16 protein-coding genes are annotated in these 18,104 nt (G+C 31.9%); 1 reads left to right on the forward strand and 15 read right to left on the reverse strand.

Translation table 11 applies throughout. From position 1 onward, the window contains the following. Window positions 1–66: 66 nt before the first annotated feature. The 8 genes from hisG to fabG all read right to left on the reverse strand — a co-directional run bounded on the left by hisG (window position 67) and on the right by fabG (window position 10,962). Window positions 67–924: an ATP phosphoribosyltransferase gene (hisG, locus tag G4D72_RS08225; RefSeq protein WP_166077190.1), complete on the reverse strand. Its 858-nt coding sequence runs from the start codon at window positions 922–924 to the stop codon at window positions 67–69. 239 nt (window positions 925–1,163) lie between these two features. Beyond that, window positions 1,164–1,667, reverse strand: a complete 504-nt coding sequence (locus G4D72_RS08230; protein WP_207784887.1) for a hypothetical protein — start codon at window positions 1,665–1,667, stop codon at window positions 1,164–1,166. A gap of 62 nt (window positions 1,668–1,729) precedes the next feature. Continuing rightward, window positions 1,730–2,854: an efflux RND transporter periplasmic adaptor subunit gene (locus G4D72_RS08235; protein ID WP_166077191.1), complete on the reverse strand. Its 1,125-nt coding sequence runs from the start codon at window positions 2,852–2,854 to the stop codon at window positions 1,730–1,732. A gap of 17 nt (window positions 2,855–2,871) precedes the next feature. Continuing rightward, the gene (locus G4D72_RS08240) at window positions 2,872–7,197 is read right to left on the reverse strand and encodes a CusA/CzcA family heavy metal efflux RND transporter (protein WP_166077192.1); all 4,326 of its coding nucleotides are present in this window, start codon (window positions 7,195–7,197) and stop codon (window positions 2,872–2,874) included. Between the two features lie 62 nt (window positions 7,198–7,259). Beyond that, window positions 7,260–7,646, reverse strand: a complete 387-nt coding sequence (locus G4D72_RS08245; protein WP_166077193.1) for a hypothetical protein — start codon at window positions 7,644–7,646, stop codon at window positions 7,260–7,262. A 32-nt stretch (window positions 7,647–7,678) separates the two neighbouring features. Continuing rightward, window positions 7,679–9,706, reverse strand: a complete 2,028-nt coding sequence (locus G4D72_RS08250) for a hypothetical protein (RefSeq protein ID WP_166077194.1) — start codon at window positions 9,704–9,706, stop codon at window positions 7,679–7,681. A 63-nt stretch (window positions 9,707–9,769) separates the two neighbouring features. Then, complete coding sequence (locus tag G4D72_RS08255; RefSeq protein WP_166077195.1) at window positions 9,770–10,138, reverse strand: four helix bundle protein; 369 nt, start codon at window positions 10,136–10,138, stop codon at window positions 9,770–9,772. A 77-nt stretch (window positions 10,139–10,215) separates the two neighbouring features. After that, entirely contained in the window at window positions 10,216–10,962 is a 747-nt protein-coding gene (fabG, locus tag G4D72_RS08260; protein ID WP_166077196.1) for a 3-oxoacyl-[acyl-carrier-protein] reductase, read from the reverse strand. A 224-nt stretch (window positions 10,963–11,186) separates the two neighbouring features. Between fabG and G4D72_RS08265 the strand changes: the two genes are divergently transcribed. After that, complete coding sequence (locus tag G4D72_RS08265) at window positions 11,187–12,383, forward strand: cytochrome-c peroxidase (RefSeq protein WP_166077197.1); 1,197 nt, start codon at window positions 11,187–11,189, stop codon at window positions 12,381–12,383. A 59-nt stretch (window positions 12,384–12,442) separates the two neighbouring features. Here the strand turns inward: G4D72_RS08265 and G4D72_RS08270 are convergent, their stop codons facing one another. The 7 genes from G4D72_RS08270 to G4D72_RS08300 form a co-directional block, all read right to left on the reverse strand. Continuing rightward, complete coding sequence (locus G4D72_RS08270; RefSeq protein ID WP_166077198.1) at window positions 12,443–12,871, reverse strand: hypothetical protein; 429 nt, start codon at window positions 12,869–12,871, stop codon at window positions 12,443–12,445. Between the two features lie 153 nt (window positions 12,872–13,024). Next, window positions 13,025–13,897: a succinate--CoA ligase subunit alpha gene (gene sucD / locus G4D72_RS08275; RefSeq protein ID WP_166077199.1), complete on the reverse strand. Its 873-nt coding sequence runs from the start codon at window positions 13,895–13,897 to the stop codon at window positions 13,025–13,027. A 77-nt stretch (window positions 13,898–13,974) separates the two neighbouring features. Then, a complete protein-coding gene (locus tag G4D72_RS08280; RefSeq protein ID WP_166077200.1) occupies window positions 13,975–14,337 on the reverse strand; it encodes a nuclear transport factor 2 family protein in 363 nt (120 codons plus the stop codon). Further along, window positions 14,337–15,266, reverse strand: coding sequence for a UDP-3-O-(3-hydroxymyristoyl)glucosamine N-acyltransferase (locus G4D72_RS08285; protein WP_166077201.1), 930 nt, complete (start codon window positions 15,264–15,266; stop codon window positions 14,337–14,339). The genes G4D72_RS08280 and G4D72_RS08285 overlap by 1 nt, the downstream gene beginning before the upstream one ends. A 64-nt stretch (window positions 15,267–15,330) precedes the next feature. Beyond that, complete coding sequence (gene efp, locus G4D72_RS08290) at window positions 15,331–15,891, reverse strand: elongation factor P (protein WP_166077202.1); 561 nt, start codon at window positions 15,889–15,891, stop codon at window positions 15,331–15,333. A gap of 30 nt (window positions 15,892–15,921) precedes the next feature. Beyond that, window positions 15,922–16,707 (reverse strand): acyl-ACP--UDP-N-acetylglucosamine O-acyltransferase, encoded by a 786-nt coding sequence (gene lpxA, locus G4D72_RS08295; RefSeq protein WP_166077203.1) that lies wholly within the window; start codon window positions 16,705–16,707, stop codon window positions 15,922–15,924. Between the two features lie 2 nt (window positions 16,708–16,709). Beyond that, complete coding sequence (locus G4D72_RS08300) at window positions 16,710–18,104, reverse strand: bifunctional UDP-3-O-[3-hydroxymyristoyl] N-acetylglucosamine deacetylase/3-hydroxyacyl-ACP dehydratase (RefSeq protein WP_166077204.1); 1,395 nt, start codon at window positions 18,102–18,104, stop codon at window positions 16,710–16,712.

Raw genomic sequence — 18,104 nt, forward strand, 5'->3', positions numbered from 1 at the left:
AAAGTTTCGTCACTAAGACACGAAAACACAAAGTTTTATTGATTTGATTGTTTAAAATACTAAAGTTTATAATACCATTTTTTCGATTGGACAAATTAAAATACCTTCAGCTCCAGCTTCTTTTAATTTATCGATTACATCCCAAAATTGTTCTTCATCAATTACAGATTGTACACTACTCCAACCACTTTCACCAAGAGGAACGACAGTTGGACTTTTCAAAACGGGTAAAATTTTAGAAACTTCATCAATCTTACCATTAGGCACATTCATTAAAATGTATTTTGATTTTTTGGAACGCAAAACGGCTTGCATTCTGAATTGTAGTTTGTTTAAAATTTGTTTAGATGCATCTGAAATTAATGGAGAAACTGCTAAAACAGCTTCACTTGTACAAATTACTTCTACTTCTTTCAAACCGTTTTTAAACAAAGTACTTCCACTAGAAACAATATCTACAATAGCATCAGAAAGTCCAATATTTGGTGCAATTTCTACTGATCCTGAAATTTGGTGAATGTCTACTTCAATACCATTTTTAGCACAAAAATTATTTACAGTGTTAGGATAAGAAGTGGCAACACGTAATCCATTTAAATCTTGTATAGAATTGTAAGTGAAGTTTTTAGGAACCGCAACAGAGACTTTACATTTTGAAAAACCTAATTTTTCGGCAATTTGAATATTTCTTCCTTTTTCAACTAATAAATTATCGCCAACTATAGCAATATCGACTACTCCATCAATTAAATATTGAGGAATATCTGAATTTCTAAGAAAATAAACTTCTAAAGGAAAATTAGACGCTGTAACACGAAGTTGGTCGTTTCCGTTATAAATTGAAATTCCACAATCTTTAAGCATTTGAATGCTTTCTTCGTTTAATCTACCTGATTTTTGAATGGCGATTTTTAATTTACTCATTTTGATTTTAAATTGAGTCTGAGCCAAAAAAGAAGGAATAAAAAAACCCGCTTGAATGGACTCAAACGGGTTTGTAATTTATATTTGTTTTACACACATACCAAAATTACCTCGCTTGAGCGTGGAAAAGATGATGAATATGATGTAAAGTATTTGTAAACATTTTTTCTTTTATTATGGTGCAAATATAAGTTGAATTATTTTAAATAAACAAATAATTATTAAATTTTATTACTTGTTTAATGATTTTCATCACCATTCTTAACACCTTCATTAACCTCTGAAGTGTTACTACTGTTGGCATTTTCTCTAATTTCAATATGACGAATTTCCCCACCGGTTGTTCCTACACTTTTAGACAAAAACAAACAAATTGCAGCAATTAAAAGCACACAAATGGATACAAACTTTTGATTGCCACGTTTCTTCACAACAGAAAATAGTCCGAAAATTGAAACTAAACCTAAAATGTAAAGCGGTTTCATGAAAAGTTCTGCTGCTTCTTCATGTTCGTGGATGTAATCATGTGAAAATCCTGTAAGATCCTCTACAGCATGTTCGGCTTTATCGCCAGTCATCATAGATACTTTTCCCATAACCATACAGAAAATAAAAATAATGTATGCCGTTGCTTTTAAAGTAGCATTATCCTTAATGATACCAAATAAAAGAATTAGGAAACCGAAAAATAAACCTATGATTGGAAAATGGTTTACTAGCAAGTGTAAATGGGCGTCGTTCATGATTGTGTTTTTTAAGTTATGTTGTAAATATATTAAATACTACCAATTAATCAATTTATTTATTATTCTTCTTTATTCTTTAAAACCATTAATAAGGTATACGCATCACTAATTACTAAGTTTTTATTTTGCAACGTTTCGTAATTTCTAATTTCAGAAACTTTATCGGTTACAATTCCGATTTGTACTTCTTGCATAGAAAAAGTATTTTTATTAGCATCTTGTACAAATACGTATTTCTTATCTTCAAAATCTACAATAGCCTCGTTATTTAAAACAAACGCATTATTATTATCTATTTGAATACTAGCATTGATGTAATTTCCTGGAATCAATTTTTTTGTTGAATTCGAAATTTTCGCATACACTTCAATCGCATTTTCATCGGAATAACTTTTGTTTACAAACTCAATTTTAGTTTCGTAAAAAACTTCTGGTTGTGAGTTAGTATAGACTTTAATTTTTTGTCCAATAGCCAAATTTGCGGCGTCTTTTTCAAACACATTTAACTTAGCATACATACTTTGGTTATCCATAATTTGGAACAACATATCTGTTGCGCTCACGTATTTTCCAATATTGACATCAATTTTTGTAATCATTCCAGAAATGGGTGCATAAATATTTACCGATTTTGAAATCGTGTTTGCTGATAATGTTGCTGGATTGATATGAATCAACTTCAATTTTTCTTCTAACGATTTTAACGTAATTCTTTGTTTGGCGAATTCACTTTCAGCCAATTGAAAATTCTTTTCACTAACGGCTTGCGAAGAATTCAACTCTTTTTGACGCGCAAAATCTTTTGAAGCATAAGCCAATTGTTGTTTCGTAGTTAAATAATCTTGCTGAATTTGCACATAAGATTGATCTTCAATAACCGCCAAAACTTGTCCTTTACCAATTACCATTCCGGGCATGACCTTGATATTTTTGATATAACCACCAAGTGGCATACTCACACTGGCCATCGCATTTGGCGCTAAAGTAATTTTACCGTTCACTTTTATCGTACTTGAAAGCGAAGTATTGGTTAAAGTTCCAATTTTAATTTTCGAATTATCTAATTGATTTTTAGTCAATTCCACCACGTTTTCTTTAACTACTCTTGCTGTTGTAGCTTCTTCTTTTTTCGACTGACACGCTATTGTTAAAGCTAAAATCAGTACTAAATATATATTTTTCATTGGTTTCGATTTAAATTTTAATTGAAATACAAGATTTGGATGATATTGTTATTATACGATTGAATTTTATCGAAATAATCTGACTTCGCTTCAAGTGCTTGGTTCATGGTCCACGACCATTCCATGAAATTAATATCTCCGTTTAAAATTTGTTTGTTCGCATTGGCGATAATGGAATTGGTATTGGGTAAAACAACCGTTTCGTAATACGACAAAACTTCTTGATTATTAGCTTGTTTCACAGCATAGATATTCCAAATTTTTTGCAATTCTTGTTGTTGCATCGTGGTTTTATCGGTCAAAATGGTTTCGTTCATTTGAATTGCTTTTTGTCGGGCTTTGTTGGCCGAATTAAAAATTGGAATGCCTAAACTCAATTGAAACGCTTGAAATCGGTCGTTCTTTCCATAAAAATTATTGTCTGCTCCTGTTCCTTGCATCGTTGTGCTAAAATATCCAACGGCAACCTCTGGAAGTAAAGCCGATTTTTCCATTTTTAAAAACGAAGTATTAGCTTGTTTTTCAAGCGCTAACATTTGTAAGGCAACATTTTTCGAAACAAAATCTTGTGAAGGTAAATTTTCAATTTTAGCAGATTTATAAATGGGCTCGATTGGCTCAGAAACTTGAAGTAAATATTGCAATAGAGCTACCGCTCTGAATTTTTCTTCCTGAATTAATTTGACTTGATTTTTAATCTTAACCAAATACAATTCGGCGGAACTTTTTTCTAAAGCATTACTTTCGCCATATTTCAATCGCAAATTGGCTTTCTGGATAAAGGCTGCGAAAATAGAATCCGTTTGTTTCATTACTTTTTCTTTTTCGGTAACGATGACCAAATCGTAAAAAGCTTGTGTGATTTCCTTTTTAATGGCATTTTCAGAAAATTTATAGTTCATTTGAGCCATTTCAGCTTGTTTTTGAAACCATTCCTTTTTCTTAGCGTTTACAAATGGAAAACTGATATTTTGAGAAATTCCAAATCTGTTATCTGTAAACGCACTGTTCAATTGTCCGATTTCACCCACTAAATTTAAACTCGGCACTTCATTGGCGGAACGAATTAAAACTTTAGCAGCTTCCACTTTTTGTTTTTCGGTTTTCAGTTGGATATTATTTGAAATTCCGATATTTAAAGCTTGTTCCAACGACATTTTATTTTGTGAAAATGATGTCGTTGTTCCTAATAAAAGTAAAACCGTTACAATGGCATTTTTATTCATTTTAATTTCAGATTTTTGTTCAAATACCAAATATAAAATCGGTAAAATAAATAAGGTTAAAAAAGTCGCTATTAGTAAACCTCCAATTACTACAGTAGCTAACGGACGTTGTACTTCTGCACCAGAACCGTTACTGATGGCCATTGGTAAGAATCCTAATGAAGCTACGAATGCTGTCATTAAAATGGGTCTTAATCGTTTTTTAGTTCCGTTCATAATCACTTTAATAGTATCTAAATTTCCACTTGCTTTTTGCGAATTAAATTCGGCAATAAGCACAATTCCGTTTAATACGGCGACACCAAAAAGCGCTATAAATCCGATTCCAGCACTAATACTAAATGGCATGCCTCGAGCCGCTAAAAATAAAATTCCACCAATCGTAGATAAAGGAATTGCGGTATAAATCAATAAGGCTTGTTTAACCGATTTGAAAGCAAAATACAACATCAAAAAAATCAAAAGTAAAGAAATTGGAACTGCAATCATCAATCTGTCTTTTGCAGCGTTTAGGTTTTCGAAACTGCCACCGTATGTGATATAATAGCCTGGTGGAAATTTAATTTTAGCGTTGATTTCTTTTTCTAATTCACCCACTAAACTTTGTACATCTCTTTCAGCATTAAAACCAACTACAATTCTTCTTTTCGCATCTTCACGTTGAATTTGATTAGGACCGCTAACAATTTTCACATCTGCCAATACATAAAGCGGAACAGTTGCACCCGTTTGGGTTGGAATCAATAGATTTTCGATGTCAATTAAGTCTTTTTTCTCTGTATTGCTTAATTTCACAACCAAATCGAATCGTTTTTCACCTTCAAAAAGCAAACCTGCACTTTGACCGGCAAATGCGGTATTTACTACTCTATTAATTTCATTTACACTTAAACCATATTGCGCCATTAGTGGGCGTTTGTAGTTAATTACTACTTGTGGCATGCCTCCAATTGGCTCTTCGTATAAATCTTTTGTGCCTTGAATGGTTTTTACAATTTTTCCGACTTTACTAGCATAAATAGAAAGCGTATCTAAATTCTCTCCGAATATTTTACACACTACATCTTGTCGCGCTCCTGTCATCAATTCATTAAAACGCATTTGCACTGGATATTGAAATCCAGCTGTAATTCCGGGAACATTGTTTAAAGCTTCACTCATTTTCTCGGATAATTCATTGAAAGTGGATGCGGATGTCCATTCGCTTTTATCTTTTAAAATTACCATCATATCGCTGGCTTCCATTGGCATAGGATCTGTTGGTACTTCACCACTACCGATTTTAGTCACTACTTTTTCTACTTCTGGAAAACTGTCTTTTAAGATTTTAGCGGCTTTTTGTGTGGAAGCGATTGTGGTATTTAAATTACTTCCCGTTAAAACTCGAGTATCAACTGCAAAATCGCCTTCTTCCAAAGCTGGAATGAATTCCCCACCTAAAAAAGATAGTACTACAATCGAAGCAAAAAATACTACTACTGTTGAAATGATAATTTTTCTTTTATTATCAATCGCTTGAACTAATCGTTTTTGGTAGATATTTTCCAAATATGCCATCATGCGTTCCGAGAAATTAGTCGGATTGTGTTTTAAGTTTTTCAACACAATGGAACTCATCATTGGAATGTATGTTAACGACAAAATAAACGCACCAATTAAAGCAAAAGCAACTGTTTGCGCCATTGGTTTGAACATTTTACCTTCAATTCCGTCGAGAGAAAAGATAGGTAAATACACAATTAAAATGATAATTTGTCCGAAAACGGCACTATTCATCATTTTTTTAGAAGAGGATTCCACTTCATGATTTACATTTTCTTGCGTTAAGGCAATGGCATTTTCTTTTTTATGATGCGAATAAATTTGATGAATGACGGCTTCGACAATAATTACGGCACCATCGACAATTAAACCAAAATCTAATGCACCTAAACTCATTAAATTTCCGCTTACGCCGAATAGATTCATCATAATAATCGCAAAAAGCATGGCTAAGGGAATTACGGAAGCTACTAAAAGTCCAGCTCTGAAATTTCCTAAGAAAAGTACTAAAACAAAAATTACGATTAATGCTCCTTCAATTAAGTTTTTTTCTACCGTTCCGATGGCGTTGTTTACCATTTTGGTACGATCTAAAAACGGTTCGATGATGACACCTTTTGGTAGGGTTTTCTGAATTTGAGCAATTCGTTCTTTTACATTTTTGATAACTTCGCTACTGTTTGCGCCTTTTAGCATCATTACAATGGCACCAGAAACTTCACCTTGATCGTTATAGCACATGGCGCCGTAGCGAGTCGCATATCCGTTTTTGATTTCGGCAATATCTTTTAAAAACAAAGACGTTCCTGTATTTGAAGTTAGCGCGATGTTTTCAATATCTTCTTTAGATTGCAGTAAACCTTCTGTTCTAATGAATAAGGCCGTTTCATTCTTTTCTATATAACTTCCACCTGTATTCTGATTATTGCTCTCTAAAGCATCGAAAACATCATTTATCGTAATGCCATGAGCTTTTAACTTGTTAGGTTGAATACTGATTTCTAATTGTTTTAGTTTTCCACCAAAACTACTGACTTCAGCCACACCTTTTACGCCAGATAATTGTCTTTTAATAATCCAATCTTGTATGGTTCTTAATTCGGTAGCATCATATTTTTTTTCGTAGCCTTTTTCTGGACGAACTACATATTGATAAATTTCTCCTAAACCAGTAGAAACTGGACCTAATTCTGGTGTTCCCATTCCTTTTGGGAGTTGGCTTTGAACTTGCTGTAACCTTTCGGAAACTTGTTGGCGAGCCCAATAAATATCTGTATCGTCATCAAAAACTATCGTAACTAATGACAAGCCGAATCTAGAGAAACTTCTTATTTCTTTTAATCCAGGTATGTTGTTATTGACTTGTTCAATAGGAAAAGTTACTAAACGTTCAATATCTGTTGCGCCAAAAGAAGGTGCAATTGTGATCACTTGAACTTGATTATTAGTAATATCAGGAACGGCATCAATAGGCAATTTCTGTACGTTGTATATACCAAATGCAATTAAAGCAAAGGTAAATAACGCAATGATGAGTTTATTCTTTACAGAAAACTCTATTATTTTATTTAACATGTGATTGTTTTTATTTTATTAATAATCAATTTATCAACTAAAAAGAGTTGATTTTAAATTTATTATGATAAAATAGTTTTTGGCGGTTGCCAAATAGAAGTAAGAAAACTAGACGTATTCACTTGATTGTCGAAACAAAAAGGTTTTTGTTCAGAAACAGGATAAACAATAAAATTAAAAAAATGGTTCGTTTCTGGTAAACTTAAAACCACATTTGGATGATTGTCTTGGAAATTTTTGAAAGGTAATTCCATGTCTTTTTCATAGTCTGCATCTTTCACATTTCCGTTTAAATAATGCATTTCTAAAAAAGTAAGTACCGATAATTCTTCTTTATCATTGTGTTCGTAATAATGTTCCACAAGCAAAGGTGCTTTCAATATCTGATGCAATTCAGTCATTGAAAACATATAACACAACAACAAAAATATAGTTATAGACTTTTTCATTTACACAAATTTAATGAAAATTGACTTAACAATTACAATAATCCGTTATATTTTCTTGTAAACCATTCAGTAGCTAAAGAAACGGCTAATAGGATTAATAAAAGTATCCAGTCTATAAGTGGCGAATTTTTAATTAAAGATTTTTCTACAGGTAAATAGGTGTCTTTTTCAAGTAATTTTTGAATCAGTTTATCAATTTGATTCGGATGAATGACTTCGCCTTTATTCTGATTGGCTAATTGCTGTAATTTTGAAACATCAGGATTTACAAATTGTTTTTCTACATCAAAATCTAACACTTCAAACGAACCGTTATAACTAGCATTATTACTTGATTCTTTGACCTGAAACACATAATTTCCTGGTTCTAAACCGTCAAAAATAGCTTGATAACCGTTATTTGCTTTAGAGAAATTATAATTTTTGGTTGATTTTGTATTTTTATTCGTCAAGTTGATAGATAGATTGGCATTTTCTTCCAATTCATAACTTTTGTTAAAATATTGCGCAAAAATTTCAATGGTTTCACCAGAATTATAAAAACTTTCATGTTCTACTAAAAGTGATTTTTTAGCCGAATTTGTAGATAAATATTGAATGATTTTATCTATAAACTGATCGTATTTTTCATAAGATTGATGGATAACATGTGTTTCCATTCGCCATTTCCAAGAATTTTCTCCTAGTAAATAAGCACTTCTGCTAGTACCTTTTTCCGAAAAGGTTAAGAGCGGATTTCCGACTTCTATTCCGTTTACTTTTGCAGTCAATAAGGTATTTAAACTCCCTTTTTCCGTAATTTTTCCAAAAGGATTTTCTAAGGGTGGTAGCTGGTCAAATTGAATATCATTTTGTGCAAAAAGATTAAAACCAGAAACAAATGAAGAAGTAAAATCTTCTTTTTTATTGGTTAATTTAAATGACAAATCGGATTGCATTTGATTTAATAAATTAAAATCTGTTGCCATTCCGGTAATGATAAACGTATTAATTTTTAGTTTGTTATTCGCTTCAAAAACCTTTCTAAAAGAAGCTGTTGGCTGATACAAAACCAATAAGTTATATTTTTTTAAATCACTGATTAAGTTGGTTTTAAAAAAAGTTACTTTACGCTGAGCATTAGATTCAATCGCGCGCTTTAAAGCACCTAAATCAGGATGTGCAATATCTGAAATAATCGCAATTTCTTTCCTTTGATCAATCACTTCAACAGCAAAATTTTTAATATTATTATAGGTGTTTTTTTCTTTTGCAGTAGAAGAAATTACAGCTTTATATTTTTGCAAACCTACTCTATCAGCTTCTAATAAAATCTGCACAGATTGTACCTTATTTTTTTTATCGAAGTTAAGAGCTTGACTTGATATTTTTTTACCATTTTTTTCAATTGAGAAATTCGCAGAAACAGCTTTATTACCATTATACTGCAAGAATACTTCAACTGGAAATTTATTTTTTAAAAAGGCGTATTTATTAGCGTTAAGTTGATTAATTTTTAAATCAAATGTTGAAGTAGTATCACCTAAAACAACCGGAAAAACTGTCGCTGTCTCTTGAAAACTATACACATAATCGTTACCTATTGTTTGATTTCCATCGGTTAATAAAACAATCGGATAAAAAGTGTTTTTGTTTAATTGCTTCAAACTTGTGGCAACATTGTCGATATTGGATTGATTTCCATTAAAATCCAATGGTTTTCCAACAAAAAACTCTTGATCAAAAGTAGAAGTCTGAATTTCAAATTTCTCTTTTAAATCAGCATTAGTAGTTAATTTTTCAAATAATTCCTTTTCTAAATCATTTGCTTTTAATTCGCTTATGGAACGAGAATTATCCGCAACTATCGCTAAAGGAATTTTATTAGTTTCAATCGTTTTTCTTGAAATTACTGGATTAATTAGTAATAAAAGCAATGAAAATACCGAAATGAAACGTAAAAAAGCCAATACCCAATTTATTTTATTTTGGGTATCGGCTTTAAATAAGTAGTGATAAAAGGCAACAGCTCCAGAAATAATAACTGAAAGTAAAATTAATAGAATGGTGCTTGTTGTCATTTTTTATGTTTAAATGTTTAAATGTTTATGTGTTTAAAAGGTATCATGGAATATAGTAAAGAATTATTTTATGTTTGAAATTTGTGTCTTATGTAAGCCATCAATTAGCATATTTACTTCTGTAATTGTTTCTCTAATTTGAATGTATTGATTTTCATCTAAATATTCAAAATCGAAACTTAAAATAACTTGATTTAACAACTCAAGCGATGAACTGTAAGCAATTTCAGAAAATCTGGCTTTCTCCTTCATAGAACTTCTACCTGAGCCTTCGGCTAAATTTGAAGCTATTGAAATTGAGCAACGTCTCATTTGACTAGTCAAACCAAATACTTCATCTTTTGGGAAATTTTTAGTTGTTTTATATATTAAAATAGCTAATTCCCTACCTTTTTGCCATGCAATCAACTTTTCAAAACTAAATATTCTCATTGTAATTTTATAAAGTTATAAATTTCAAGTTAACTTAAACCCAAAACCTTTTAAACTTTTAACCCTTTTTTACAATACTAAGTTAACATTCCTCCATCTACGTTAATAACTTGTCCTGTTACATAAGCACTCATATCAGAACTTAAGAACACACAAACATTAGCTACATCTTCTGGAGTTCCACCACGTTTTAATGGAATAGATTCTCTCCAACCTTTTACAACGTCTTCATTCAATTTGGCTGTCATTTCAGTTTCGATAAAACCAGGAGCAATAGCATTACAACGAATGTTACGAGAACCTAATTCTAATGCGATAGATTTAGTAAATCCAATCATACCAGCCTTAGAAGCAGCATAATTAGCTTGACCCGCATTTCCTTTTACACCAACTACAGAACTCATATTTACTATCGAACCCTTACGATTTTTCAACATAATTTTCTGTACTGCTTTTGTCATATTAAATACCGATTTTAAATTGATGTTCATTACCGCATCAAAATCTTCTTCAGACATACGCATTAATAAATTATCTTTTGTAATTCCAGCATTATTGATTAAAATATCTATATTTCCAAAATCAGCCATTACATCATCTACTAATTTTTGTGCTTCGTTGAAATCAGCAGCATTTGATTTATATCCTTTAGATTTTATACCTAAAGCATTTAATTCATTTTCTAAAGCTAAAGCAGATTCTGCAGATGAACTATAGGTAAAGGCAACATTTGCTCCATTTTGTGCAAATACTTTTGCAATTCCACTTCCTATTCCTCTACTTGCGCCTGTAATAATGGCAACTTTTCCTTCTAATAATTTCATGTGTAAATATTTATTTTTTTAAGGTTATATGGTATCGCTTTATTTTTTTGCTTGCATGCAAACCAGTTTGTTAATGGCGATTTTATATTATAAATTTATTTAAATCATGCTCTTTTTATTGAAGCCAAATATAATAATAATTTAAAGTAATAAAAAACATCTTTAACATTAAACCTTTTTGTTTTTTATGAGTCTAATGTTTAACAAACTAAACTGACTAAATAATGAAACTATCCAAAATCCTCCAATTGTGTGCAATCGTACTCTTGTTTTCCTCTTGTAATGATACAGAAGAAGATGCGTATACACCTTTACCAAGTACGGCTTCCTACCCAGCAGTTGAAGCAGAATTTGGTAATTCGGTTGACTTAAATAATTTAGCAAATTATGCCAATCAAACTATTCCAAGTTATATTACAAAAGACAACAGTGCTTTGAATTTAATTTCCAATAAAATAGCCACTTTAGGAAGAGTTTTGTTTTATGATAAAAAATTATCTGCCAACAACACCGTTTCCTGTTCTACTTGTCACAAACAAGAAGTAGCTTTTGGAGACAACACTGTTGCTAGTTCTGGTGTTAATGGCACTACAGGAAGACATTCAATGCGATTAATTAATACTCGATTTGCTTCAGAATCTAAATTCTTTTGGGATGAAAGAGCAGCTAATTTAGAAATTCAAACTACAATGCCAATTAAAGATCATGGTGAAATGGGCTTTAGCGGTTTAAATGGCGATTTATCTTTTAACGATTTAATTGTAAAATTATCTGCTGTGGATTATTACAAAGAATTATTTCAATTTGCTTTTGATTCAGAAGAAATTACAGAAACTAAAATACAAATTGCTTTGGCGCAATTCATTAGAAGCATTCAATCCTTTGATTCAAAATATGATGTTGGAAGAGCTAGCGCGCCTAATGATGGTGCTCCGTTTTCAAATTTTACTGCACAAGAAAATCAAGGTAAAAACTTATTTTTAACTCCACCTCAATTTAACGCAACTGGCTCAAGAACAGCAGGCGGTTTAGGTTGTGCAGGTTGTCATAGAGCGCCAGAATTTGACATAGATCCAAACTCAAGAAATAATGGAATAATTGGAACTATTTCTGGTAATGGAATTGACATTACTAATACCAGAGCTCCATCTTTAAGAGATTTAGTTCGTGTTGATGGCACAACAAACGGTCAAATGATGCACACGGGAGTCATCACTACTCTTCAAGCTGCTATTGGACATTATGGCACAATAAATATTGCGCCAGGAAATACAAATTTAGATCCAAGATTAAGACCTGGTGGAAATGGTCAACAATTAAATTTAACTGCCGCCGAAGTGAATGCTGTGATTGCCTTTTTAAGAACGCTTTCTGGAACAGATGTTTACACCAATGCTAAATGGTCCAATCCTTTTAATTAATACCAAAAAAATCCCGTTTTGAATTTTTCAAAACGGGATTTTTTATAACTGTTAGTTTCTTAGAAAGCTACATTCCATTTTGGAAGAGTACCATTTTCAGCTAAATAACTTTGTAAAACTGTAGCTTCAACAAATGTTGGAATACCTTTTACTTTATCAGTAAATGTTTCATACCATACCACTTCTAAAGTTTCAATTTCTTCTTTTTTCATTTGTGCAGGCCAAGAATATTTTCTACCTGTTTTAGCAAATTGATGTCCGTTTACGATTTTATCATATAACCCACCACTTTTTACTTTTAGCGTTCCGTCATTTTGTACTGTACCTGTTGATCCTACCATAATTAATTGTTTGGCAGCATCACTTACATTATATACTAAGAAAACGCCACTTGCGCCATCGGGTGCATTACAAACTTCTTCTAAATTTAAATCTGTTGTAAATAAGAAACTATTTGTTGACTTGTATTTATTTAATTCTTTTTCCATTTTTATATGATTTGTCACGAAGACTCTTAGAAGCTAAGTGATATTGTTTGAGATTTCACAATAACATAAATCGTTTTGTGAACATGATTGTTATAAGTAATAAAAGCTCCATAAAAAGGAGCTTTTATTAGTATGTATTTTATTTACAGGAAATTATCCCATAATTTCTTTTACTTTTTTACCAATTTCTGCAGGAGAATCTACTACGTGAATTCCACATTCTCTCATGATGCGTTTTTTAGCTTCAGCTGTATCATCAGCACCACCAACAATTGCACCTGCATGACCCATTGTTCTTCCTTTTGGAGCCGTCTCACCTGCGATAAATCCAACAACTGGCTTACGGTTTCCATCAGCTTTCACCCATTTAGCAGCATCTGCCTCTAGTTGTCCACCAATTTCACCAATCATAATGATGCATTCTGTTTCAGGATCGTTCATTAGTAATTCAACAGCTTGTTTTGTAGTAGTTCCAATAATAGGATCTCCACCAATACCGATTGCTGTTGTAATCCCTAAACCTTGTTTCACAACTTGGTCAGCAGCTTCATAAGTTAAAGTTCCTGATTTAGAAACGATACCTACACTACCTTTTTTGAAAACAAAACCTGGCATAATTCCAACCTTAGCTTCACCTGGAGTAATAACACCTGGACAGTTAGGACCCACTAAACGACAATCTTTACCTTGAATAAAGTCGTAAGCTCTAATCATATCTGCAACTGGAATTCCTTCAGTAATACAAATAATTACTTTAATACCTGCATCAGCAGCTTCCATAATAGCATCTGCAGCAAATGCTGGTGGAACAAAAATAATTGAAGTATCTGCTCCTGCTTCTTTAACAGCGTCTTTTACTGTATTAAAAACTGGACGATCTAAATGTAATGTTCCTCCTTTACCTGGAGTTACTCCACCAACTACGTTTGTACCATATTCAATCATTTGAGAAGCGTGAAAAGTTCCTTCACTTCCTGTAAATCCTTGAACAATTATTTTTGAATTTTTATTTACTAAAACACTCATGATGTTATTTGTTTGTTTAAAAGTTGAGCAAAAGTAAGTTTTTTGCAACTAATAATTTAATTTTTTTAAATATTTTTTTAAGCGGGACGACTAATTTGATATCCTTTTATGATTTTACCATTTTCGAATTCCCAAATTGCCATAAATCTTCCAATTAAAATTAAGTCTTTTTGGTTTTCAATACTAGCTCCAAAATGGTTGTAAGCAATGGAAACTTTATGGTCTTCAGCAACTAAATGCAAAATATCAGAATTAAAAATTGAAAAATTTTGCTTTAATTCATTGGCTAAATCTAAAAAAGAGTTTTTATCTCTAACCAACAAACCTTCAGAACTATGCCATTCAACAAGCATGTTGTCATGAAGAATTTCATTTAAAAATTCTCTATTTCTTATACCATCATTTAGATACAATTCTTGGATAATTTCTTTTGGAGTCATTATTTTAATTTTTCTATAATTTCAGGAATACGTTTGATATTTGCTAATTGTTTTAATTTTTCTCTGGATTCTTCAATTGGAGTACCGAAATAAGATTTCCCACCTTCTACAGACTTTGTTACACCCGTTTGCCCCATAATGACTGCTTTTGCACCGATTGTGATTCCACTTGTAGTTCCAACTTGTCCCCAAAGTGTAACTTCATCTTCAATCACTACACATCCAGCTATTCCTGTTTGTGAAGCTATTAAACATTTTTTTCCGATTACTGTATCATGACCCACATGAACTTGGTTGTCAATTTTGGTTCCTTCACCGATAGTTGTATCACCGGTTACCCCTTTATCTATAGTACAAAGCGCTCCAATTCCAACATTATTTTCAATCACTACTCGCCCACCGGAAAGCAATTGATCAAAACCTTCTGGGCGTTTCTTATAGTAAAAAGCATCCGCACCTAAAACAGTTCCAGCATGAATAATTACATTGTCGCCAATTACAGTATTGTCGTAAATGGATACATTAGAATGAATTAAACAGTTTTTCCCTATTTTAACGTTATGTCCAACGAAACAATTGGGCTGAATTACGGTGCCATCTCCAATTATTGCAGAATCTGAAATGGAAACATTCGAAAATTGAAAAGGTCTAAAATGTTTGGTTAACAGATTAAAATCTCTGAAAGGATCATCGGATATTAATAAAGCTTTTCCTTCTGGACAAGCTACTTCTTTGTTAATAAGTACAATTGTAGCAGCAGACTGCAAGGCTTTATCGTAATATTTTGGATGATCTACAAAAACAATATCACCTGGCTCTACAACATGAATTTCATTCATACCATGAACAGGAAAATCATCAATTCCAATATATTTTGAATTGATGATTTCAGCAATTTGTTTTAAGGTGTAAGTTTTGTTAAATTTCATTTATTTAGTTTGAAATTCAGCTTTTATAGACTATTTACTAAAAACTGAATACTGAATACTCAAATTATACTCTTTCCATATATTTTCCAGAAGCAGTATCAATTTTAATTTTATCACCTTCATTGATAAATAAAGGTACATTAATTGATGCTCCAGTTTCAACAGTTGCCGGTTTTGTAGCATTTGTTGCTGTATTTCCTTTTAAACCAGGCTCAGTATAAGTAACTTCTAAAACAACAGAAGCAGCCATATCAACTGATAAAGGTAAATCCGTTTCTGTATTGATTTGAATCATTACATTTTCACCTTCTTTCAATAAATCTGGTGCATCTAAAACATTTCTATTTAAAGTAATTTGTTCAAAAGATTCGATATTCATAAAGTGAAAATCATTGCCTTCAGGATATAAAAATTGATACGTTTGTGTTTCTACACGAACCACATCAATTTTATGACCTGCTGAAAAGGTATTGTCTAATACTTTTCCGTTAGTTAATGATTTTAATTTGGTTCTTACGAAAGCTGGACCTTTTCCTGGTTTAACGTGTAAGAATTCAATAATTTTATAAATATCGTGGTTAAATTTTATACATAAACCATTTCTAATATCTGATGTACTTGCCATTTTGTTTATTTATTTTATGTTTTTAATTTTTTATACGCTTCCAGTATACCCTTTCATAATACCACGAGAAGAATTTCGGATAAAATCTAAAATCTCATCTCTTTCTGGAGTGGCTTCCATTTCAGCTTCAATAATACTCATTGCTTGAGAAGTATTGTAGTTTTTTTGGTATAGAATTCGGTAAATATCTTGAATTTGTCTTATTTTTTCTGTTGAAAAACCTCTTCTTCTTAAACCAACGGAGTTGATTCCTACATAAGATAGAGGTTCTTTTGCTGCTTTAGAAAAAGGGGGTACATCTTTACGCACCAAACTTCCACCAGAAACCATAGCATGATCTCCAATTGAAATAAACTGATGTACTGCAGCCAATCCACCAATTACGGCATATTGTCCAACAGTAACATGTCCAGCTAATGCTACTCCATTTACAATGATGGCATTATCGCCAATCATACAATCGTGAGCAATATGTGCAGTGGCCATAATTAAGCAATTTTTACCAATTACCGTTTTTCCAGCAGCAACTGTACCTCTATTTATGGTTACACATTCTCTAATGGTAGTGTTGTCGCCAATTACAGCTAACGAATCTTCACCACCAAATTTTAAATCTTGTGGTACAGCAGAAATTACAGCTCCTGGAAAAATATTACAATTTTTACCAATTCGAGCTCCTTCCATAATGGTTACGTTAGAACCAATCCAAGTGCCTTCGCCAATTTCTACATTATTATGAATGGTTGTAAAAGGATCGATAACTACATTTCTTGCAATTTTTGCTCCTGGATGTACGTATGCTAAAGGTTGGTTCATAATTAATCGTTTTTAACTTTTACAATTTGTGCCATTAATTCAGCTTCTGAAACTAATTTTCCATTCGCATAGGCATAGGCTTGCATGTGACAAATTCCTCTTCTAATTGGAGTAATTAATTCACATTTAAATACTAAAGTGTCACCTGGTAAGACTTTTTGTTTGAATTTCACATTATCTATTTTCATAAAAAATGTAAGATAATTTTCTGGATCTGGAACGGTACTTAAAATCAAAATTCCTCCTGTTTGTGCCATAGCTTCTACTTGCAAAACACCTGGCATAACTGGTGCACCTGGAAAATGCCCTACAAAGAAAGGTTCATTCATAGTCACATTTTTTAAACCAACCACATGATTATCAGACAACTCTAATATTTTATCTACTAATAAAAAAGGTGGTCTGTGTGGTAACAAATCCATTATTCCATGAATATCTAAAACAGGTTCTTTATGTAAATCGTAAACTGGAATATTATTTTTTTCTTCTAGTTTGATAATTTTTGATAGTTTTTTGGCAAACTGTGTATTTACAAAATGCCCAGGTTTGTTAGCAATTACTTTTCCTTGAATTCTTGTTCCAATTAAAGATAAATCACCAACAATATCTAATAATTTATGACGAGCAGCTTCGTTTGGAAAATGCAACGTTAAATTATCTAAAATACCGTTTTCAGTAACTGAAATTGATTCTTTATTAAATGCTTTCTTTAAACTTGCCATAGTTTCAGCAGAAATTTCTTTATCTACATACACAATTGCGTTGTTTAAATCGCCACCTTTTATTAATCCGTTGTTTAAAAGTGCTTCTAATTCATGTAAAAAACTAAATGTTCTACAAGCAGAAATTTCAGATTTGAAATCAGAAATACTTTTCATATTAGCATTTTGTGTGCCTAGTACTTTAGTTCCGAAATCTACCATTGCTGTTACACAATAAGTATCACTTGGAATGATGGTAATTTCGCTTCCTGTTGCTTCATCTAAGTAAGATATCACATCTTTTACAACATAAACTTTTCTTTCTGCTTCTTGTTCAACTGTCCCAACTTTTTCTAATGCTTCAACAAAATATTTGGAAGAACCATCCATAATAGGTAGTTCCGATGAATTTAATTCGATAATTACGTTATCTAAATCACATCCAACTAAAGCTGCCAGAACATGCTCAGGAGTTTGTATCATTACACCTAACTTCTCTAAATTAGTACCACGTTGCGTATTTACAACATAATTGGCATCGGCTTCAATAATTGGAGCGCCTTCTAAATCGATACGTACAAATGTAAATCCGTTGTTTACTGGTGCTGGTTTAAAAGTCATTGTTACTTCCTGACCAGTATGTAATCCTACACCGGTTAATGAAATTTCACTTTTTAAAGTAGTTTGTTTTAACAT

This window comes from Flavobacterium difficile (assembly GCF_011392115.1).
Taxonomy (GTDB): Bacteria; Bacteroidota; Bacteroidia; order Flavobacteriales; family Flavobacteriaceae; genus Flavobacterium; species Flavobacterium difficile.